Annotated in this window: 19 protein-coding genes; 14 read left to right on the top strand and 5 right to left on the bottom strand. The window is 67.1% G+C overall.

Translation table 11 applies throughout. From position 1 onward, the window contains the following. Nucleotides 1-44: 44 nt before the first annotated feature. Entirely contained in the window at nt 45-1,628 is a 1,584-nt protein-coding gene (locus TEF_08250; protein ANK80791.1) for a lysine--tRNA ligase, read from the top strand. Nucleotides 1,629-1,698: 70 nt separating this feature from the next. Further along, nucleotides 1,699-2,340, top strand: a complete 642-nt coding sequence (locus tag TEF_08255) for a hypothetical protein (GenBank protein ID ANK80792.1) — start codon at nt 1,699-1,701, stop codon at nt 2,338-2,340. Between the two features lie 42 nt (nt 2,341-2,382). Here the strand turns inward: TEF_08255 and TEF_08260 are convergent, their stop codons facing one another. Together TEF_08260 and TEF_08265 are read right to left on the bottom strand one after the other, a co-directional pair. Next, the gene (locus tag TEF_08260; GenBank protein ID ANK80793.1) at nt 2,383-3,153 is read right to left on the bottom strand and encodes a hypothetical protein; all 771 of its coding nucleotides are present in this window, start codon (nt 3,151-3,153) and stop codon (nt 2,383-2,385) included. An 83-nt stretch (nt 3,154-3,236) separates the two neighbouring features. Further along, complete coding sequence (locus TEF_08265; GenBank protein ANK83358.1) at nt 3,237-3,773, bottom strand: rRNA methyltransferase; 537 nt, start codon at nt 3,771-3,773, stop codon at nt 3,237-3,239. Between the two features lie 52 nt (nt 3,774-3,825). Between TEF_08265 and TEF_08270 the strand changes: the two genes are divergently transcribed. Together TEF_08270 and TEF_08275 are read left to right on the top strand one after the other, a co-directional pair. After that, nucleotides 3,826-4,839, top strand: coding sequence for a hypothetical protein (locus TEF_08270; GenBank protein ANK80794.1), 1,014 nt, complete (start codon nt 3,826-3,828; stop codon nt 4,837-4,839). A gap of 55 nt (nt 4,840-4,894) precedes the next feature. Continuing rightward, nucleotides 4,895-5,872: an NADPH:quinone oxidoreductase gene (locus tag TEF_08275; GenBank protein ANK80795.1), complete on the top strand. Its 978-nt coding sequence runs from the start codon at nt 4,895-4,897 to the stop codon at nt 5,870-5,872. A 186-nt stretch (nt 5,873-6,058) separates the two neighbouring features. Here TEF_08275 and TEF_08280 read toward each other — a convergent pair whose 3' ends face one another. Further along, complete coding sequence (locus tag TEF_08280) at nt 6,059-6,430, bottom strand: ethyl tert-butyl ether degradation protein EthD (protein ANK80796.1); 372 nt, start codon at nt 6,428-6,430, stop codon at nt 6,059-6,061. Nucleotides 6,431-6,506: 76 nt separating this feature from the next. Here TEF_08280 and TEF_08285 point away from each other — a divergent pair, with 76 nt between their 5' ends. From TEF_08285 to TEF_08315, 7 genes are all read left to right on the top strand, one after another. Then, a complete protein-coding gene (locus TEF_08285) occupies nt 6,507-6,968 on the top strand; it encodes a hypothetical protein (protein ANK80797.1) in 462 nt (153 codons plus the stop codon). A 10-nt stretch (nt 6,969-6,978) separates the two neighbouring features. Next, nucleotides 6,979-7,440 carry a hypothetical protein gene (locus TEF_08290; GenBank protein ANK80798.1) on the top strand — a complete coding sequence of 154 codons (462 nt, stop codon included), beginning with the start codon at nt 6,979-6,981 and terminating at the stop codon, nt 7,438-7,440. Between the two features lie 14 nt (nt 7,441-7,454). Next, complete coding sequence (locus tag TEF_08295) at nt 7,455-8,522, top strand: hypothetical protein (GenBank protein ANK80799.1); 1,068 nt, start codon at nt 7,455-7,457, stop codon at nt 8,520-8,522. Then, nucleotides 8,519-9,277, top strand: coding sequence for a 2,4-dihydroxyhept-2-ene-1,7-dioic acid aldolase (locus TEF_08300; GenBank protein ANK80800.1), 759 nt, complete (start codon nt 8,519-8,521; stop codon nt 9,275-9,277). The genes TEF_08295 and TEF_08300 overlap by 4 nt, the downstream gene beginning before the upstream one ends. Next, nucleotides 9,278-9,703 carry a hypothetical protein gene (locus TEF_08305; protein ANK80801.1) on the top strand — a complete coding sequence of 142 codons (426 nt, stop codon included), beginning with the start codon at nt 9,278-9,280 and terminating at the stop codon, nt 9,701-9,703. It abuts the gene before it with no gap. 16 nt (nt 9,704-9,719) lie between these two features. Beyond that, entirely contained in the window at nt 9,720-10,103 is a 384-nt protein-coding gene (locus TEF_08310) for a hypothetical protein (GenBank protein ANK80802.1), read from the top strand. A 114-nt stretch (nt 10,104-10,217) separates the two neighbouring features. After that, the gene (locus TEF_08315; protein ID ANK80803.1) at nt 10,218-10,676 is read left to right on the top strand and encodes a hypothetical protein; all 459 of its coding nucleotides are present in this window, start codon (nt 10,218-10,220) and stop codon (nt 10,674-10,676) included. Between the two features lie 6 nt (nt 10,677-10,682). Here the strand turns inward: TEF_08315 and TEF_08320 are convergent, their stop codons facing one another. Beyond that, the gene (locus TEF_08320; protein ANK80804.1) at nt 10,683-11,117 is read right to left on the bottom strand and encodes a MarR family transcriptional regulator; all 435 of its coding nucleotides are present in this window, start codon (nt 11,115-11,117) and stop codon (nt 10,683-10,685) included. Between the two features lie 70 nt (nt 11,118-11,187). On the opposite strand from TEF_08320, the gene TEF_08325 reads away from it, so the two are divergent. The 3 genes from TEF_08325 (at nt 11,188) to TEF_08335 (ending at nt 14,523) form a co-directional block, all read left to right on the top strand. Then, a complete protein-coding gene (locus tag TEF_08325; GenBank protein ID ANK80805.1) occupies nt 11,188-12,267 on the top strand; it encodes a 4-hydroxyphenylpyruvate dioxygenase in 1,080 nt (359 codons plus the stop codon). A gap of 76 nt (nt 12,268-12,343) precedes the next feature. Then, nucleotides 12,344-13,510 (top strand): homogentisate 1,2-dioxygenase, encoded by a 1,167-nt coding sequence (locus tag TEF_08330; GenBank protein ANK80806.1) that lies wholly within the window; start codon nt 12,344-12,346, stop codon nt 13,508-13,510. Continuing rightward, a complete protein-coding gene (locus TEF_08335; protein ANK80807.1) occupies nt 13,507-14,523 on the top strand; it encodes a 2-keto-4-pentenoate hydratase in 1,017 nt (338 codons plus the stop codon). Before TEF_08330 ends, TEF_08335 begins: the two co-directional genes overlap by 4 nt. Here the strand turns inward: TEF_08335 and TEF_08340 are convergent. After that, complete coding sequence (locus tag TEF_08340) at nt 14,511-15,824, bottom strand: hypothetical protein (protein ANK80808.1); 1,314 nt, start codon at nt 15,822-15,824, stop codon at nt 14,511-14,513. The two genes, TEF_08335 and TEF_08340, sit on opposite strands and share 13 nt — an antisense overlap. Nucleotides 15,825-15,843: the final 19 nt, after the last annotated feature.

Here is a 15,843-nt window from a genome sequence, read left to right on the forward strand (position 1 = left end):
GCCCCGAAAGGGCCGGTTTTCCGCCTGTACAGAGAAGTTTGACCATGTCCGAACTGCGCGACCTCGCCCTGGAATCGAACGCCTGGCCGTTCAAGGAGGCGCGCGACCTGCTGAAACGGCTCGACACGGTGAAGAACGACAAGGGCCATGTGCTGTTCGAGACCGGCTACGGGCCGTCGGGTCTGCCGCACATCGGCACCTTCGGCGAAGTGGCGCGGACCACCATGGTGCGCCGCGCCTTCGAGATCCTCGCGCCCGACGTGCCGACCCGTCTGATCGCCTTCTCCGACGACATGGACGGCCTGCGCAAGGTGCCGGGCAACATCCCGAACCCGGAACTGCTGGAGCCGCATCTGGGCAAGCCGCTGACCGAGGTGCCGGACCCCTTCGGCACCCATGACAGCTTCGGCCGCCACAACAATGCCCGGCTGCGCGCCTTCCTCGACCGCTTCGGCTTCGACTACGAATTCCGCTCGGCCACCGATTGCTACCGCGCCGGCGAGTTCGACGAGGTCCTCAAGCTGTTCCTGGTTCACTACGACAAGGTCGTGAACGTCATCCTGCCGACGCTGGGCCCGGAACGGCGCGCGACCTACAGCCCGTTCCTGCCGGTCTGTCCGGAGACGGGCCGCGTGCTGATGGCGCCCGTGATCGCGCGCGACGTGGATGCGGGCACGATCGTCTACCAGCGCGAGGACGGAAAGAAGATCGAGACGCCGGTCACCGGCGGCCGGGTGAAGATGCAGTGGAAGGCCGACTGGGCCATGCGCTGGGTCGCCCTCGGCGTGGACTATGAAATGTCGGGCAAGGACCTGATCGATTCGGTCCGCCTGTCCGGTCAGATCTGCCGCATCCTGGGCGGCCAGCCGCCCCAGGGTTTCACCTACGAGCTGTTCCTGGACCAGAACGGCGAGAAGATCTCCAAGACCAGGGGCAACGGTCTTTCGATCGAGGACTGGCTGACCTACGCCAGCCCGGAGAGCCTGGCGCTGTTCATGTTCCAGCAGCCCCGCCGGGCGAAGCGGCTCTATTTCGACGTCATTCCCAAGGCCGTCGACGAGTACCTGGCCTTCTGCGCGAAATACGCCGAGGAAGACGCCGCGAAACGCCTGCAGAACCCGGCCTGGCACATCCACGGCAACGAGGAGGTGCCGGCCCACGACATGCCGGTCAGCTACGGGATGCTGCTGAACCTCGCCAGCGTCTGCAACACCGAGGACAAGTCGGTGCTGTGGGGCTTCATCACCCGCTACGCGCCCGACGCCACGCCGGAGAGCAATCCGACGCTGGACCGGCTCGTCGGCTATGCGCTGGCCTATTTCCGGGATTTCGTGAAGCCGGAGAAGGCCTATCGCGACCCGACCGATCAGGAGCGGGCGGCGATGGCCGACCTTGCCGGCCGGCTTCGCAACATGACGCCCGGCCTCACAGGCGAGGAGATCCAGAACGAGGTCTACGAGGTCGGCAAGGATCATGGCTTCGAGAACCTGCGCGACTGGTTCCGCGCCCTCTACGAGGTCCTGTTCGGCCAGTCCCAGGGGCCGCGTTTCGGCAGCTTCGTGGCGCTCTACGGCATCGAGGAAAGCGTCGACCTGATCGAAGGCGCGCTGGCCCGCAACGCCGCCTGAGGGCCCCCTGGTTCGACAAACGGGCCTGGATCGCTAGGCTTGTCCCTTTCGTGTGAAGGGGAGGCAGGACATGTCCAGCGACAAGGTGATCCGCGGCGACGGGGCCGTTTCGATGAAGGGGCCGGAGAACGCCGAGCACTATGATGCGCTGGCGGACGACTACGACCGCCAGCTCCGCGAGTGGGGCTACGAGGCGCCCGAACGCGCGGCCGGCTTTCTGGCGGCGGAACTCGAGGACTTCGCCAGCGCGCGCATTCTCGACTGCGGCTGCGGCACGGGCATGACCGGTCAGGCGCTGCGCGCAGCGGGCGCGAAGGGATCGCTGACCGGCGTCGACGTCTCCACTCACAGCCTGGAACTGGCGGCGGCCAAGAACGTCTATGACACGACGCAGGAAGTCGATCTGAACAAGGCGCTGCCGTTCGGGGGCAACAGCTTCGATGGCGTGCTCTGCGTTGGCGTGCTGTCCTATGTCGAGGCCGAGCCGCTGTTCCGCGAATGGACCCGCGTGGTCCGGCCGGGCGGCGTCGTGGTCTTCACCTGCCGCGAGGACTTCTTCGAGCCGCGCGGCTATCCGGGGCTGATGGAGGCGCTGGAGCGGGAAGGGCAGTGGGCGAAGATCGAGGTCACCAGGCCGCTTCCCTATCTCGCGCTGCATGAGGACTTCGCCGACAAGATCGGCGTGATCTACGGCGTCTTCCGCATCGGCTGAGTCCCGAAGGAATCCCGGGGACGGCCTGGCCGGACGGCCCGTTCAGTTGCGGTAGCCGGCGTGGTTGCGCTCCAGCCGGCGCCGCATGCCGGGCCACTCGACCGAGCCGTCATAGGCGTAGTCGTCGGAGCCGTACATGGCGTCCTGGAAACGCGCCATTTCCTGGGGCCCGATGACGTGGGGCGTCAGGCCCATGGAGAGCGTGCGGATCTGCACGCTGCACGCCTGGCGCAGATAATAGGCGCGGAAGAAAGCCTCGGCCGGGGTCTTCCCCAGCGTGTAATAGCCGTGATTGCGGCTGATCAGGATGTCGTGGCGGGCGATGTGGTCCTCGAACTTCTCGCCGAATTCATCGTCCTCGGAAAATTCGTAGTCGATATAGCCGACCAGGTGCATCAGGTAAACGGCGGGCTGGGAGAAGGCCATCAGCCCCTCCCGCGTCGAGCCGACCGCCATGACCTCCTCGCAGTGGCCGTGGACGAAATAGTTCGCGTCCGGCCGCGCCCCGAAGATCCACTTCGCCAGGTTCTGGCCGCCGTCGTTGAGACGCGGCGTGTCCGGGTCGATCGGCTGGCCTTCCGTGTCGACGCGGACCAGCGAGGAAGCGGTGACCTCGTCGTAGAACAGGCCGTAAGGGTGCAGCAGGTACTCGTCCGCGGCGCCCTCGATGCGCGCGCCGACGACCTGGTTTGCGATATCGGTCATGCCGTGGTCGTGCAGCACCCGGAACAGCGCGGCGAGTTCCTCCCGGGTCCGGCGTTCGCCCGGCGGGCAGTCGCTGCGGCGATAGCTGGCGGCGGCGGCGACGTCCATGGCTCTCTCCTCGGCGCGGGTTGGATCGCCGATTGGGTCAGAGCCGCAGGCCCGGCGTCAATACTTGTAGCCTCGCAACGGTCTCAGCGTTCTGCCCGTCTTGGCCGTTGCACCGGACCGCCATGGACATGGGCTTCGCGCTCGGGCGGGGCGCTGGCGTTGGTCAGGGCGCGCTGACCGAACTGGCCGTGGACCAGGGCGCGGTCGTACATGACGATGGCGCCCGCGGTTGCGACGTTGACGCAGAACTTGGTCGGGATGCGCACCACATGGTCGCAGCGCGACAGCAGCGGCTCGGTCAGTGAGCCGCGCTCCGGCCCCAGGATATAGGCCGCCGAGACCGGGTGATGGAAACGCGGCAGGTCGATGGCCTCGTCAGTCAGTTCGATGCCGATCAGCCGGCAGCCCTTCGGCGTCTGGAAGGCCTCCGGGCTTTCGTAGTCGTACCAGGGGATGTTACGGGGCGCGACGGAGGTGTCGGAACGGGCGCGGCGGACGTCGTAATCCGCCTGGATGGTGAACACGAAGCTGGCGCCGAAGGCATGCGCCGTGCGGAAAAGGTTGCCCGCGTTCATCGGCTTGGAAAACCGCCAGACGCCGATACCGAAATAGCCACGCACGAATTCTTGCTCCATATATGCCGCCCCAGACCTATGGACCCGGAGTAGCGGAATGACAAGCAGCGGCCCGATCGAGATCGTCGCCACCCGCGGCGGCGCCGTCGAGAGCCGGCACCGCGTGCATGCGGTCGTGGCGGGGCCGGACGGCGACCTGGTCTCCGTTCACGGCGAGGCCGGTCTGGTCGCCTTCCCCCGCTCCTCGCTGAAGGCGATGCAGGCGCTGTCCTTCGTGGAGACAGGCGCCGCCGATCGTTTCGAGTGTTCGCCGGTCGAACTGGCGCTCGCCTGCGCATCCCACGAGGGCGAGGACATGCACGCGGACGCCGTCGGCGCCTGGCTCGCGCGGATGGGCCTCGATCCGTCGGCGCTGGCCTGCGGCCCGCAATGGCCCAGGCGGGAGGCCGACATGGCGCGGATGATCCGCGACGGCGGCCAGCCGGGGCGGGTTCACAACAACTGTTCCGGCAAGCATGCGGGCATGCTGGCTACCGCGCTTCACATGGGGGAGTCGCTCGAGGGCTATGCCGATCGTGCGCATCCGGTGCAGCGCCGCGTCTTCGACACCGTGAGCGCCATGACGGGCATGGACCTTTCCGGCGCCCCGGTGGGGATCGACGGCTGTTCGGCGCCCAATCCGGCGCTGCCGCTGGGGGTCATGGCGGTCGCCGCGGCGCGCTTCGCCGAAGCCGATCCGGCGCGGCTGGGCGATGTCCGCGCCGCCGCCTGCCGGCGGCTTCAGGCGGCGATGGCCGCGGCGCCGGAGATGGTCGGCGGCACCGGCCGCGTCGACACCGATCTGATCCGCGCCTTTGCCGGCCGGGTGTTCAGCAAGACCGGGGCCGAGGGCGTCTACTTCATCTACATGCCGGAAAAGCGTCTCGGCGCCGTGCTGAAGGCTGAGGACGGCGCGCCGCGCGCGTCGGCGGCGGCGATCTGGAACGTGTTGGCCGAACTCGGACTGCTGGATGGCCAGGCGGAAGCGGCGCTGCGTCGCCATTGCCGGCCCGACATCCGCAACTGGGACGGTCTGGTCACCGGCCGCGTCGCCGAGGCGAGCGAGGTTTGACCGGCCACGGGCCGCGCGCTATCGAAGCGCGGTTCACGCGAAGGGGAGAGAGATCGTGAAAGCAATGCTGTGCAAGGCCTGGGGCGGGCCGGACGACCTGGTGTTCGAGGAGACGGCGGACCCGAAAGCCGGACCGGGCGAAGTGGTGATCGACGTGCACGCCTGCGGGGTGAATTTCCCCGACATCCTGCTGATCGGCGGCAAGTACCAGTTCAAGCCGGACTTTCCCTTCTCGCCCGGCATGGAAGTCGGCGGCGTGGTGGCCGAGATCGGCCAGGGCGTGACCGACGTGGCGGTGGGCGACCGGGTCATGGCGGCCTGCGGCGACGGCGGTTTCGCCGAGAAGGTCTCGGCCCCGGCCAAGAAGACCTTCAAGCTGCCCGACGGCGTGAGCTTCGAGCAGGCGGCCGGCTTTCCGGTCACCTATGGCACCACCTATCATGCGCTGAAGGATCGGGGGCAGCTGAAGCCCGGCGAGGTGCTGCTGGTCCATGGCGCCTCGGGTGGCGTCGGCCTCAACGCGGTCGAACTCGGCAAGCTGATGGGCGCGACCGTCATCGGCACGGTCGGTTCGGACGAGAAGATGGACATCGTCAGGAAATACGGCGCCGACCACGTCTTCAACTATTCGAAGCAGTCGATCCGCGACACGGTGAAGGAACTGACCGGCGGCAAGGGCGCGGACGTCATCTATGATCCCGTCGGCGGCGACGCCTTCGACGAATCGCTCCGCTGCATCAACTGGGACGGGCGGCTGCTGGTCATCGGTTTCGCCTCGGGCCGCATTCCGGAGGCCAAGGCCAATCTGGTGCTGCTGAAGCAGTGCCAGATCGTCGGCGTCTTCTGGGGCGCGTGGACCGAGCGCTATCCCGACCGCTGCCGCGAGCAGTTCGACACGCTGCTCAACTGGTGCGCCCAGGGCAAGCTCAACCCCCATGTCTCCATGCGCTTCCCGCTGGAGAAGTCGCCGGACGCGCTGAAGGCGCTGGCCGCGCGCAAGGCCACCGGCAAGGTGATCGTCAACGTGCGGTAGTTTCAGGTTGGCGCGCGAGGGCTGGATGGGCCGGCTCGCTTCTCCCGTCGCTGCCCTTCCGTTCTTCCCGGGGCTCGACCCCGGGATCCAGACGGACAGTGACGCGGAAACAAAAGGCCGGCCGATCGACGCGGTGGCCCGGCCGGACTGGGCCCCGGGATCAAGTCCCGGGGCCTCAATCTGGATTCAATCGCCAACCACCACGTGCTCCTCGCCGAACCAGAGCGGCGAGTTGGGCAGGTCGATGAACTTCGCCTCGTCCTCCAGCAGGATCCGGCCGGCCTCGCGCGCAGCCGGATCGTCGAGGGACTTTTCCAGTTCCTCGACCGATTCCCACCAGAGCTCGGCCACGCCGTCGAAACCCTCGGGCGCCTTGCGCGCGCCCTGCATGCCGGCCGACAGTTTCGTCCGGATCGTGTGCACCTGGACGTAGCGGACCATGCGCAGCGCCTTCTGGTGTTTCCGCACCAGCGGGCCGTGCCGGTTCAGCCAGTAGTCGTGGAATTCCTCCAGGCTCATGCCCGGCTTGCGGCGCAGGCAGAAGGTGATCTTGATCATCGGTCGGCACTCCCCTGTTTCCCGTCGCTGATCGGTCCCTATAATGGCGGCACACAAGCGGGGAGGGGGCAGAAAAATGTCCGAAATCAAGACGGAACCGCTGTTCACCGTACGGTTCGACGTACCGCAGATCCGCGATCTGGGCCGAGGGCCCTTCGGCGGACGGCGCATCGCGACGGTGACCGGCGGGCGATTCGAGGGACCGGCGATGAAGGGCGAGGCGCTGCCCAGCCCCGGCGGCGACTGGCTGCTGTTCACCGATGACGGCTCGACCCATCTCGATGTGCGGGTGACGCTGAAGACCGACGACGACTGCCTGATCTACATGACCTATGGCGGCCGCCGCCACGGTCCGAAGGAGGTGATGGAGCGTCTGGCCGCGGGCGAGGAGGTCGACCCCTCGCTCTACTATTTCCGCATCGCGCCCCGCTTCGAGACGGCGGCGGAGAAGTACGATTTCCTGAACCACAACATCTACATCGGCACCGGGCACCGCACGCCGGGCGGGCCCGTGTACCAGATTCACAAGATTCTCTGAGGAGGCGGGCATGGGCGAACTGCAGTTCGAGCACCTGTTCGATCTCTCCATCGACGTCGCCGGGCTGACGCTGATCGGTCAGACCTTCAACGGCTACCGGCTGATCGCCGACGTCGGCGGCGGCACGGTGGAAGGGCCACGGCTGAAGGGCACGGTGCTGACCGGGGCGTCGGGCGACTGGATCGTCGTCCGCAAGGGCGGGGTGTCCGTTCTCGACGTCCGGATCACGATCGAGAGCGATGACGGCGCGCTGATCCTGATGAAGTATCACGGCTTCCGCCACGGACCCCGCGAGGTGCTGAAACGCCTCGATGCGGGCGAGAAGGTGGACCCGTCAGAATACTACATGCGCATCGCACCGAGCTTCGAGACCGGCGACGAGCGCTATTACTGGATGAACAACATCGTCGCCGTCGGCATGGGCGAGGCGCGCGCCAAGGGGCCGCGCTACAGCGTCCACCAGGTACTCTGAGGGGACGGGCGGCGATGAGCGAACGCTACGACGCCGCCCGGCTCAAACGCTTCGCCGCCGACCTGTTCCGCAAGGCCGGCATGCCCGCCGACCGCGCCGGGGTCGTGGCCGAGATGCTCGTCGACGCCGATCTGATGGGCCACGACACCCACGGCCTGAACCTGGCGCCGCAATATCTCGAGGCGCTGGCCAGACGCGAGATGCCGCGCACGGGCGAGCCGAAGGTGCTCTCCGACACCGGCCCGGCGGTGCTGTGGGACGGCAATTACCTCTCCGGCGTCTGGCTGGTCCGGCACGCCATGGACACGGCGATGGCGCGGGCGCGGGAGTACGGCCTCTGCGCGCTCTCCATCCGGCGTTCCGGCCACATCGCCTGCCTGGCCAGCTTCCTGCCCGTGGCGACGGCGCGCGGCTTCATGATGCTGCTGTTCTCCTCCGACCCGGCCAATCGGGGTGTCGCGCCCCATGGCGCCACGGAGCCCGTCTACACCCCCAACCCCATCGGCGTCGGCATCCCGACGCCGGGCGATCCGGTGCTGATCGACATATCGGCCTCGATCACCACCATGGGCCTGACCGGACGCGCGGGCGCCGATGGCGAGAAGCTGGCCGGCAAATGGCTGGTCGACCGGGACGGCGAGGCGAGCGACGATCCGGCCGTCTTCGGCGATGGCGGCGCGCTGCTGCCGCTGGGCGGGCTGGACAGCGGCCACAAGGGATTCGGCCTGGGCCTGATGGTGGAGGCGATGACGTCCGGCCTTGCCGGCTTCGGGCGGCGCGAGAAGCCCGGCCAGCACGGCGCCTCCGTCATGGTCATGATGATCGACCCGGAGGCCTTCGGCGGTCTGGAGTCCTTCGCCGCCGAGACGGGCTTCCTGGCCGAGGCGTGCCGGGCGGCGGGCCGGCCGAAGGGCGCGCCGGCGGTGCGCCTGCCGGGCGAACGGGCGCTGAAACTGAAACGCGAGCAGGAAAAGCGGGGCGTCGAGCTCTATCCCGACATCATGCCGCGGCTAACCGAATGGGCGGAGCGCCTGCGGGTGCCCGCACCGAATCCGATCCGAGGGAAGGGAAGCGAAACATGAGAACCAACAGGGTCCGCGAGATCTGGAACGCGGGAGGCAATGTCGTGAACGGCTGGCTGGCCAGTTCCAGCAGCTATTCGGCCGAGATCATGGCCTCGCTGGATTTCGATTCGGTGGGCGTGGACCTGCAGCACGGCATGATCGACTTCGACCAGGCCCTGCCGATCCTGCAGGCCATCTCGGTACAGCCGGCGACGCCGCTGGCGCGCATCCCCTGGAACGACCCGGTCTGGATCATGAAGGTGCTCGACGCCGGCGCGCTGGGCCTGATCTGCCCGATGGTCAACACCGCCGCGGAGGCCGAGCATCTGGTGCAGGCCATGCGCTATCCGCCGCACGGCTTCCGTTCCTTCGCCAGTGTGCGCGGGCCCCTCTACATGGGCCCGGACTACGCGAAGAACGCCAATGACACGGTCATCGCCTTCGCCATGATCGAGACCAAGACCGCACTCGACAACATCGCCGAGATCGTTTCGGTCGAAGGTCTGGACGCCATCTACATCGGCCCATCCGACCTGGCGCTCGGCATCGGCCATCCGCCGGTGCCGGATCCGACCGAAAGGGAAGTGCTGGAGGCGATCGAGCATGTCCGCCGCACGGCCGCCGACGCCGGCGTCGTGCCCTGCATCCACACCGCCGGCGGCGACCACGCGAAGCGTTGCTTCGAACAGGGATTCCGGCTCTGCACCATCGCCAACGACATCTCCCTGATGCGCAAGGCCGCGACGGCCGAAATCGCGCTGGCGCGCAAGTAGATGGCCGCCGGATTCCGGATCGATCCCCGGCTGGCCGACATGAGCCTGGCGGTCGGCGACTGGCCGCTGTGCCATGTGCGGCTGGTCGACGACGGCCGCTGGCCATGGCTGCTGCTGATCCCGCGCCGCGAGGGCGCGGTGGAGCTGTTCGACTTGTCGAAGGCGGACCGGGCGGCGCTGATCGAGGAGGCGGCCGAGGCCGCGCGCGCAGTCCGGGAGCTGATCGGGGCTGACAAGACCAACGTCGCCACGCTGGGCAACCAGGTGCCGCAGATGCACGTCCATGTCATCGGACGGCTGAAAGGCGACGCCGCCTGGCCCGGCCCGATCTGGGGTGTCGGCGAGCAGGAACCCATGGAGCCCGAGGCCGCGCACGAACTGGTGGAGCGGCTGCGCGATATGGTTGATATCCGATTCACCTTTTGAGAGGGCAGCACGAATCGTGATCGATTTCGCGACCTTCGAACTCAACCGGAAGCCGAACCAGTTCCTCCTGGCGCCGGATGGTCTGTGTCAGAATGCGACACCGCATGAGCGCGCGCCGAGCTTCGACATGCCCGCCGACATGCTGATCAACCGCTTCCGCACGGTGGCGCTGGCGGAGCCGCGGGTGCGGGTGCTGGAGGACGAACGCCGGCGGGGGCAGATGGTGTTCGTCCAGAAATCCAAGGTCTTCCGCTTTCCCGACCGTGTCGATGTCCTGGCCATCGAAATGCCCGAGGGCCGGTCGACCATCGCGGTCTACAGCCGTTCGCGCCTTGGATACCGCGATTTCGGGGTCAACCGCCGGCGCGTGCACGACTGGCTCGCAAAGCTGGAAAACTGAACCGAAATTGCAAAAATCATGACCGTGGCGTGAATCCGGCCCGCTCTGGCTCGCCCGTTGCGAGACAGCTTCCATCTGGAAATCCAGATAGGGAGTGGGACAATGTCATCCGGAGTGGGCGCCATGCTGCGGGCCTACTGGCTTTCGAAACAGCGCGAAGGGGCGCTGCCGAAACGCCAGGATATCGATCCCGGTGAGATCCGCGGGCTGTTGCCCGATCTTGCCCTGTTGGAGAGCCTCGAAGGCGGGAGATACTTCCGTTTTCGGCTGATCGGCACGTCGGCCGAACGCTGCCTCGGTCACATCGCCATGCGCCGGACATTCGACGGCGACAGCGAGGGCGGACGCTATCGCGATCTGGTGGCCTTCCTGCGGCGCGCCGGGGACACGTGCGATTGTCTTGAGACCCGCATCCCCAATTTCGGCAACAACGCCGTCTACGAGGCGATCGAGGCGACCGTCGCGCCGCTGGTCGACCAGGACGGCCAGCCCGTCAGATTTCTCATCGCGATGGAATTCGTCATCTCCGCCAGCGCCGCCATCGAGGCCCGCGCCTGCCGGATGGAGCGCTGAGGGCGCTCAGCCGTCCGCGAGCAGTTTCTGAAGGGCGCGGCGTAGCGCCGCCAGTTCCTCCGGCGCCAGCTCCGCCATCACGCTGCGCTCGAACCGCCGCGCCAGCGGCACGATTTCCGCGTAGATCGCCCGGCCTGCCTCCGAAAGCCTCAGTTCCGTCCGCCGCCGGTCCTCCGGGTCGGTTCGCCGCTCCAGCCGCCCGGCGTTCAACAGCCGCGAGACGGCGCGGCTGACACGCACCTTGTCCATCGCCGTGCGCTCGGCCACCTCGACTGCCGATAGACCGGGGAAACGGCCGAGCACCGCCATGACCCGCCATTCGGGAATGGTCAGGTCGAAACGGTCGGCATAGATGCGGGCGAGGCGGTTGCTCACGCGGTTCGCGGCGACCGAAAGCTGGTAGGGGAGGAAGGCGGGCAGGTCGAGAGTCGGTTCATTCATCTTGATAATAGTTTCAATTGAAACTATTATCGGGGCAAGGAAAAACTCCAGCCTGGGAAGGATCTCCCCCATGCCTGATCTCTGGGACAACCCGATGGGCACCGACGGCTTCGAGTTCATCGAATTCACCGCGCCCGAGCCGGGACCGCTGGGCGATCTGTTCGAGAAGCTGGGCTTCACTGCCGTCGGCCGCCACCGTTCCAAGAACGTGACCCTGTACCGCCAGGGCGACATCAACCTGATCCTGAACGCCGAGGAGACGGGCTTCCCGCGCTCCTTCTCGCGCCTGCATGGCCCCAGCGCCTGCGCCATCGCCTTCCGCGTGAAGGACGCGGCCAAGGCCTATCGCCGCGCCCTCGACAACGGCGCCTGGGGCGTCGAGACGAAGGTCGGGCCGATGGAGCTTTCTATTCCCGCCATCAAGGGCATCGGCGACAGCCTGATCTATCTTGTCGACCGCTATGGCGAAAAGGGGTCGATCTACGAGGTGGATTTCGAGCCCATTCCCGGCGCCGGGCACAAGCCGAAGGGCGCGGGGCTGACCTATATCGATCACCTGACCCACAACGTGCACCGCGGCCGGATGGCCGAATGGGCGGACTTCTACGAGCGGCTGTTCAATTTCCGCGAGGTCCGTTTCTTCGACATCGAGGGCAAGGTGACGGGGCTGAAATCCAAGGCCATGACCAGCCCCTGCGGCAAGATCCGCATCCCGATCAACGAGAGTTCCGACGACAAGTCCCAGATCCACGAATATCTGGAACAGTACCGCGGCGAGGGCATCCAGCACGTGGCGCTGGGAACCGACGACATCTACGCGACCGTCGAACACCTCAGGAAACTCGGCATGCCCTTCCAGGAAACGCCCGAGACCTATTACGAGGGCGTCGACGCCCGCGTGCCCGATCATGGCGAGGATCTGGCGCGGCTGAAGCGGAACTCGATCCTGGTCGACGGCGGCCCGGACCAGGGCGGCGGTCTGCTGCTGCAGATCTTCACCCAGACGGTGATCGGCCCGATCTTCTTCGAACTCATCCAGCGCAAGGGCAACGAGGGGTTCGGCGAAGGCAATTTCAAGGCGCTGTTCGAGAGTATCGAGCTCGATCAGATCCGCCGCGGCTACATCAAGGACGGCGCGGAGAAGCAGTAGCGCCGGCAAGTCATGGATGTCGTCCCCGGGCGCCGCTTCGCGTCATCGGGGATGACATGAAGGGAGGAAGCGGAGAATGGCGAAGAACTGGATCCAGTTCCCGAGGATGGAAGGCGAGGTCTCCAGACAGGCCCATGCCGACCTGCCGGACGGCACCTATGAGCGTGAGTTCGGCAAGGAGGGCTTCTTCGGCCCCGCAAGCCACATCTATCACCGCAACCCGCCGACGGGCTGGGTCGACTGGGAGGGACCGCTGAGGCCCCGTGCCTTCGACACCCAGAAGCTCAATGGCGGCCATGAAGGCCCATGGGACGCGGACCTGCTGCTCCACAACGCCTCCGTGAAGGTGCGTTTCTGGCGTCAGGACACCGCCATGAAGGCCCTGGCGCGGAACGGCGACGGCGACGACCTGATCTTCGTCCACAAGGGCGCGGGCGAGCTGTTCTGCGATTTCGGTCACATGAGCTTCCGCGATGGCGACTACATCATGCTGCCCCGGGCGACGACCTGGCGTATCGAACCCTCGGAGCCGGTCGAGGCGCTGCTGATGGAGGCGAGCAACGAGTCCTATGTCCTTCCCGACAAGGGCCTGGTCGGCAACCACGCCATCTTCGATCCGGCCATGCTGGAGACGCCGAAGCTGGACGAGATCTTCCGCGCGCAGCAGGGCGACGGCGAATGGCGCATGGAGATCAAGGCGCGCGGCGGCGTCTCCACGGTGACCTATCCGTTCAATCCGCTGGACGCCGCCGGCTGGAAGGGCGACCTCTGCCCGGTGAAGGTCAACTGGCGCGATATCCGTCCGCTGATGAGCGCGCGCTACCACGTGCCGCCCAGCGCCCACACCACCTTCCTGGCCGGCCGCTTCGTCGTCTGCACCTTCTGCCCGCGTCCCTTCGAGAGCGATCCGGGCGCGCTGAAGGTGCCCTTCTTCCATTCGAACAACGATTACGACGAGGTGCTGTTCTATCACGCGGGCGACTTCTTCAGCCGGGACAACATCGATGCCGGCATGATCACCCTGCACCCCTGCGGCTTCCCGCACGGGCCGCAGCCGGGTGCGTTGAAGAACGCCTTCACGCCGAAGAAGGCAGCCACTGACGAGGTCGCGGTGATGATTGACACCCGCGATCCCCTGCTGGTCGCGGAAGCGGCGGAGGCTACCGAGAACCCTGACTACGTGAAGAGCTGGGGCATGGCCAACCGCGCCGCCCGCGGTGCAGCGGATCAAACCGGCCGATGAAACTCGCTTCGCTGAAGGACGGGCGCGACGGTCGGCTGGTCGTCGTCTCGAAGGACCTGACGAAGGCCGCGCCGGCCACCGATGTCGCGCCCACGCTGCAGGCGGCGCTGGACGACTGGGCGCACTGCCGACCCCTGCTGGACGCCATGTACCATTCGCTCAATGTCGGCGGCGGTCGGGAGATCTTCGATATCGATCCAACCCGGTGCGCCTCGCCGCTGCCGCGCGCCTACCAATGGGCGGATGGATCGGCCTATGTGAACCACGTCGAGCTGGTCCGGAAGGCCCGCGGCGCGGAGATGCCGGAGAGTTTCTGGACCGATCCGCTGATGTATCAGGGCGGCTCCGACAGCTTTCTCGGCCCGACCGACGACATTCCTGCGATTTCCGAGGACCACGGCATCGACTTCGAGGCCGAGATCGCGGTGATCACCGACGACGTGCCCATGGCGACGGCGCCGGAAGCGGCGGCGGACCACATCCAGCTCCTGATGCTGGTGAACGACGTTTCCCTCCGCGGCCTGATCCCGGCCGAACTGGCCAAGGGCTTCGGCTTCTTCCACGGCAAGCCGTCCAGCGCCTTCAGCCCCGTGGCGGTGACCCCGGACGAACTGGGCGGCGCCTGGGCGGACGGCAGGGTGCATCGCCCGCTGCTGTCCTGGCTCAACGAGAAGCCGTTCGGCCGCCCCGAAGCCGGCGTCGACATGACCTTCTCGTTTCCCGAACTGGTGGCGCACGCGGCGAAGACCCGGGCGCTATCGGCCGGCACGATCGTCGGTTCGGGCACCGTCTCCAACCGCGGCTCCGATGGCGGGGCGGGCAGGCCGGTGAGCGAAGGCGGCGCGGGCTACTCCTGCATTGCCGAAATCCGCACCATCGAGACGATCGCCCAGGGCAAGCCTTCGACCCCGTTCATGAAATTCGGCGACCGTATCCGGATCGACATGCAGGACGCGGACGGCCGCTCCATCTTCGGGTCCATCGACCAGACGGTTGTCCGCTACGGGCGCTGATCCCCGGGCTTCGCCGCAGAGCCTTCCGAGGGTGTTTCGGGCGTCGCTTCCGGCGCGGTGTCTGCTGCGTTCGGAGTCGTGGTGACATCCACCGGCGCCAGTGTCGTGCCGGCGTTGATGGCATCCACGAAGTGGCCCTTGTCCTCGACAGCCTGCGCGCCGCGCCGCCGCATTCTCATGAGCACGAAGATGACCAGCATCAGATGCGTCGCCGCCGTGAAGTAGAACAGGCCCGCCTGTCCCGCGCCCGCGATCAGCGCCGAGGCGATGACGGGGCCGATCACCGCACCCGCCGCCCAGGTCAGCAGCAGGCCGCTTGCCGCCTCGACGAAGCTGTCGGCGCCGACGAAGTCGTTGGCGTGGGCGACACAGAGAGCGTAGAGCGGGAACGCGAACATGCCGAAACCGAAGACCGCCAGCAGCATCACCGTCGGCGAGATGTCCCCGAACAGCGCCAGCGCCAGGCCAGACATGCCGGCCAGCGCGGCGGCGGCGACGATCACCTTGCGCCGGTCGATGCGGTCCGAGAGCAGGCCGAGCGGCCACTGACCCAGCGCGCCGGCGGCCACGGAAATGCCGATGAAGAGCGCGATGAAGCCTGTGCCGACGTCGACGCCGCTCTGCTGCGCGAAGATCGGCGCCAGCGCCCAGAAGGCGCCGTTGGTCATGCCGACGGCGAGACAGCCGAAGAAGCCCACCGGAGAGAGCTGGAACAGCCTGCCGATGCGGAGTTCGATACGGTCGATGGGCGCCGGGCTCTCCGACCGGGAAAGCGCCACGGGGACCGCCGCGAGGGACACGAGGATGGAGGCCATGAGGAAAAGCGGGAAGCCGCCCGGATCGCCGGTCGCCAGCAGCATCTGGCCGGCCGCGATCATCGCCAGGTTGATCGCGGAGTAGACCGAGAAGACCGTGCCGCGGGTCTCGTTGGTCGCCTTCTCGTTCAGCCAGCTCTCGATGATCATGAACAGGATCGCGACGCAGGCGCCGGTAAGGAAGCGGATGAACCACCACAGCACCGGTTCCTGGATCAGGGAGTGGACGAGCGCCGAGGTGGAGGCGATGGCGACCACCGCGGCGAAGGCGCGTATATGGCCTGCGCGACGCACCACGGCCGCGCCGCGCCAGCAGCCGAGAGCGAAGCCCACGAAATAGGCCGAACCCAGGACGCCGATCTGCACCGAGCTGAACTGCTCGATTCCGGCGCGCAGCGGCAGCAGGGTGGATTGCAGGCCATTGCCCACCAGCAGCATGGCGACGCTGAGAAGCAGGGCTGCGACGGGCGCGAGGGCGGCGATCATGACGGAGACCCTGTTATGG

It is taken from the genome of Rhizobiales bacterium NRL2, assembly GCA_001664005.1.
Lineage (GTDB): Bacteria > Pseudomonadota > Alphaproteobacteria > Minwuiales > Minwuiaceae > Minwuia.

Excerpts from the sequence above, each read along its gene's own strand:
- TEF_08305 (ANK80801.1), top strand. The coding sequence starts at position 9,278 with ATGGCCGCCGGATTCCGGATCGATCCCCGGCTGGCCGACATGAGCCTG.
- TEF_08320 (ANK80804.1), bottom strand. The coding sequence starts at position 11,117 with ATGAATGAACCGACTCTCGACCTGCCCGCCTTCCTCCCCTACCAGCTT.
- TEF_08290 (ANK80798.1), top strand. The coding sequence starts at position 6,979 with ATGGGCGAACTGCAGTTCGAGCACCTGTTCGATCTCTCCATCGACGTC.
- TEF_08285 (ANK80797.1), top strand. The coding sequence starts at position 6,507 with ATGTCCGAAATCAAGACGGAACCGCTGTTCACCGTACGGTTCGACGTA.
- TEF_08335 (ANK80807.1), top strand. The coding sequence starts at position 13,507 with ATGAAACTCGCTTCGCTGAAGGACGGGCGCGACGGTCGGCTGGTCGTC.
- TEF_08255 (ANK80792.1), top strand. The coding sequence starts at position 1,699 with ATGTCCAGCGACAAGGTGATCCGCGGCGACGGGGCCGTTTCGATGAAG.
- TEF_08295 (ANK80799.1), top strand. The coding sequence starts at position 7,455 with ATGAGCGAACGCTACGACGCCGCCCGGCTCAAACGCTTCGCCGCCGAC.
- TEF_08280 (ANK80796.1), bottom strand. The coding sequence starts at position 6,430 with ATGATCAAGATCACCTTCTGCCTGCGCCGCAAGCCGGGCATGAGCCTG.
- TEF_08325 (ANK80805.1), top strand. The coding sequence starts at position 11,188 with ATGCCTGATCTCTGGGACAACCCGATGGGCACCGACGGCTTCGAGTTC.
- TEF_08270 (ANK80794.1), top strand. The coding sequence starts at position 3,826 with ATGACAAGCAGCGGCCCGATCGAGATCGTCGCCACCCGCGGCGGCGCC.
- TEF_08330 (ANK80806.1), top strand. The coding sequence starts at position 12,344 with ATGGCGAAGAACTGGATCCAGTTCCCGAGGATGGAAGGCGAGGTCTCC.
- TEF_08300 (ANK80800.1), top strand. The coding sequence starts at position 8,519 with ATGAGAACCAACAGGGTCCGCGAGATCTGGAACGCGGGAGGCAATGTC.
- TEF_08340 (ANK80808.1), bottom strand. The coding sequence starts at position 15,824 with ATGATCGCCGCCCTCGCGCCCGTCGCAGCCCTGCTTCTCAGCGTCGCC.
- TEF_08260 (ANK80793.1), bottom strand. The coding sequence starts at position 3,153 with ATGGACGTCGCCGCCGCCGCCAGCTATCGCCGCAGCGACTGCCCGCCG.
- TEF_08250 (ANK80791.1), top strand. The coding sequence starts at position 45 with ATGTCCGAACTGCGCGACCTCGCCCTGGAATCGAACGCCTGGCCGTTC.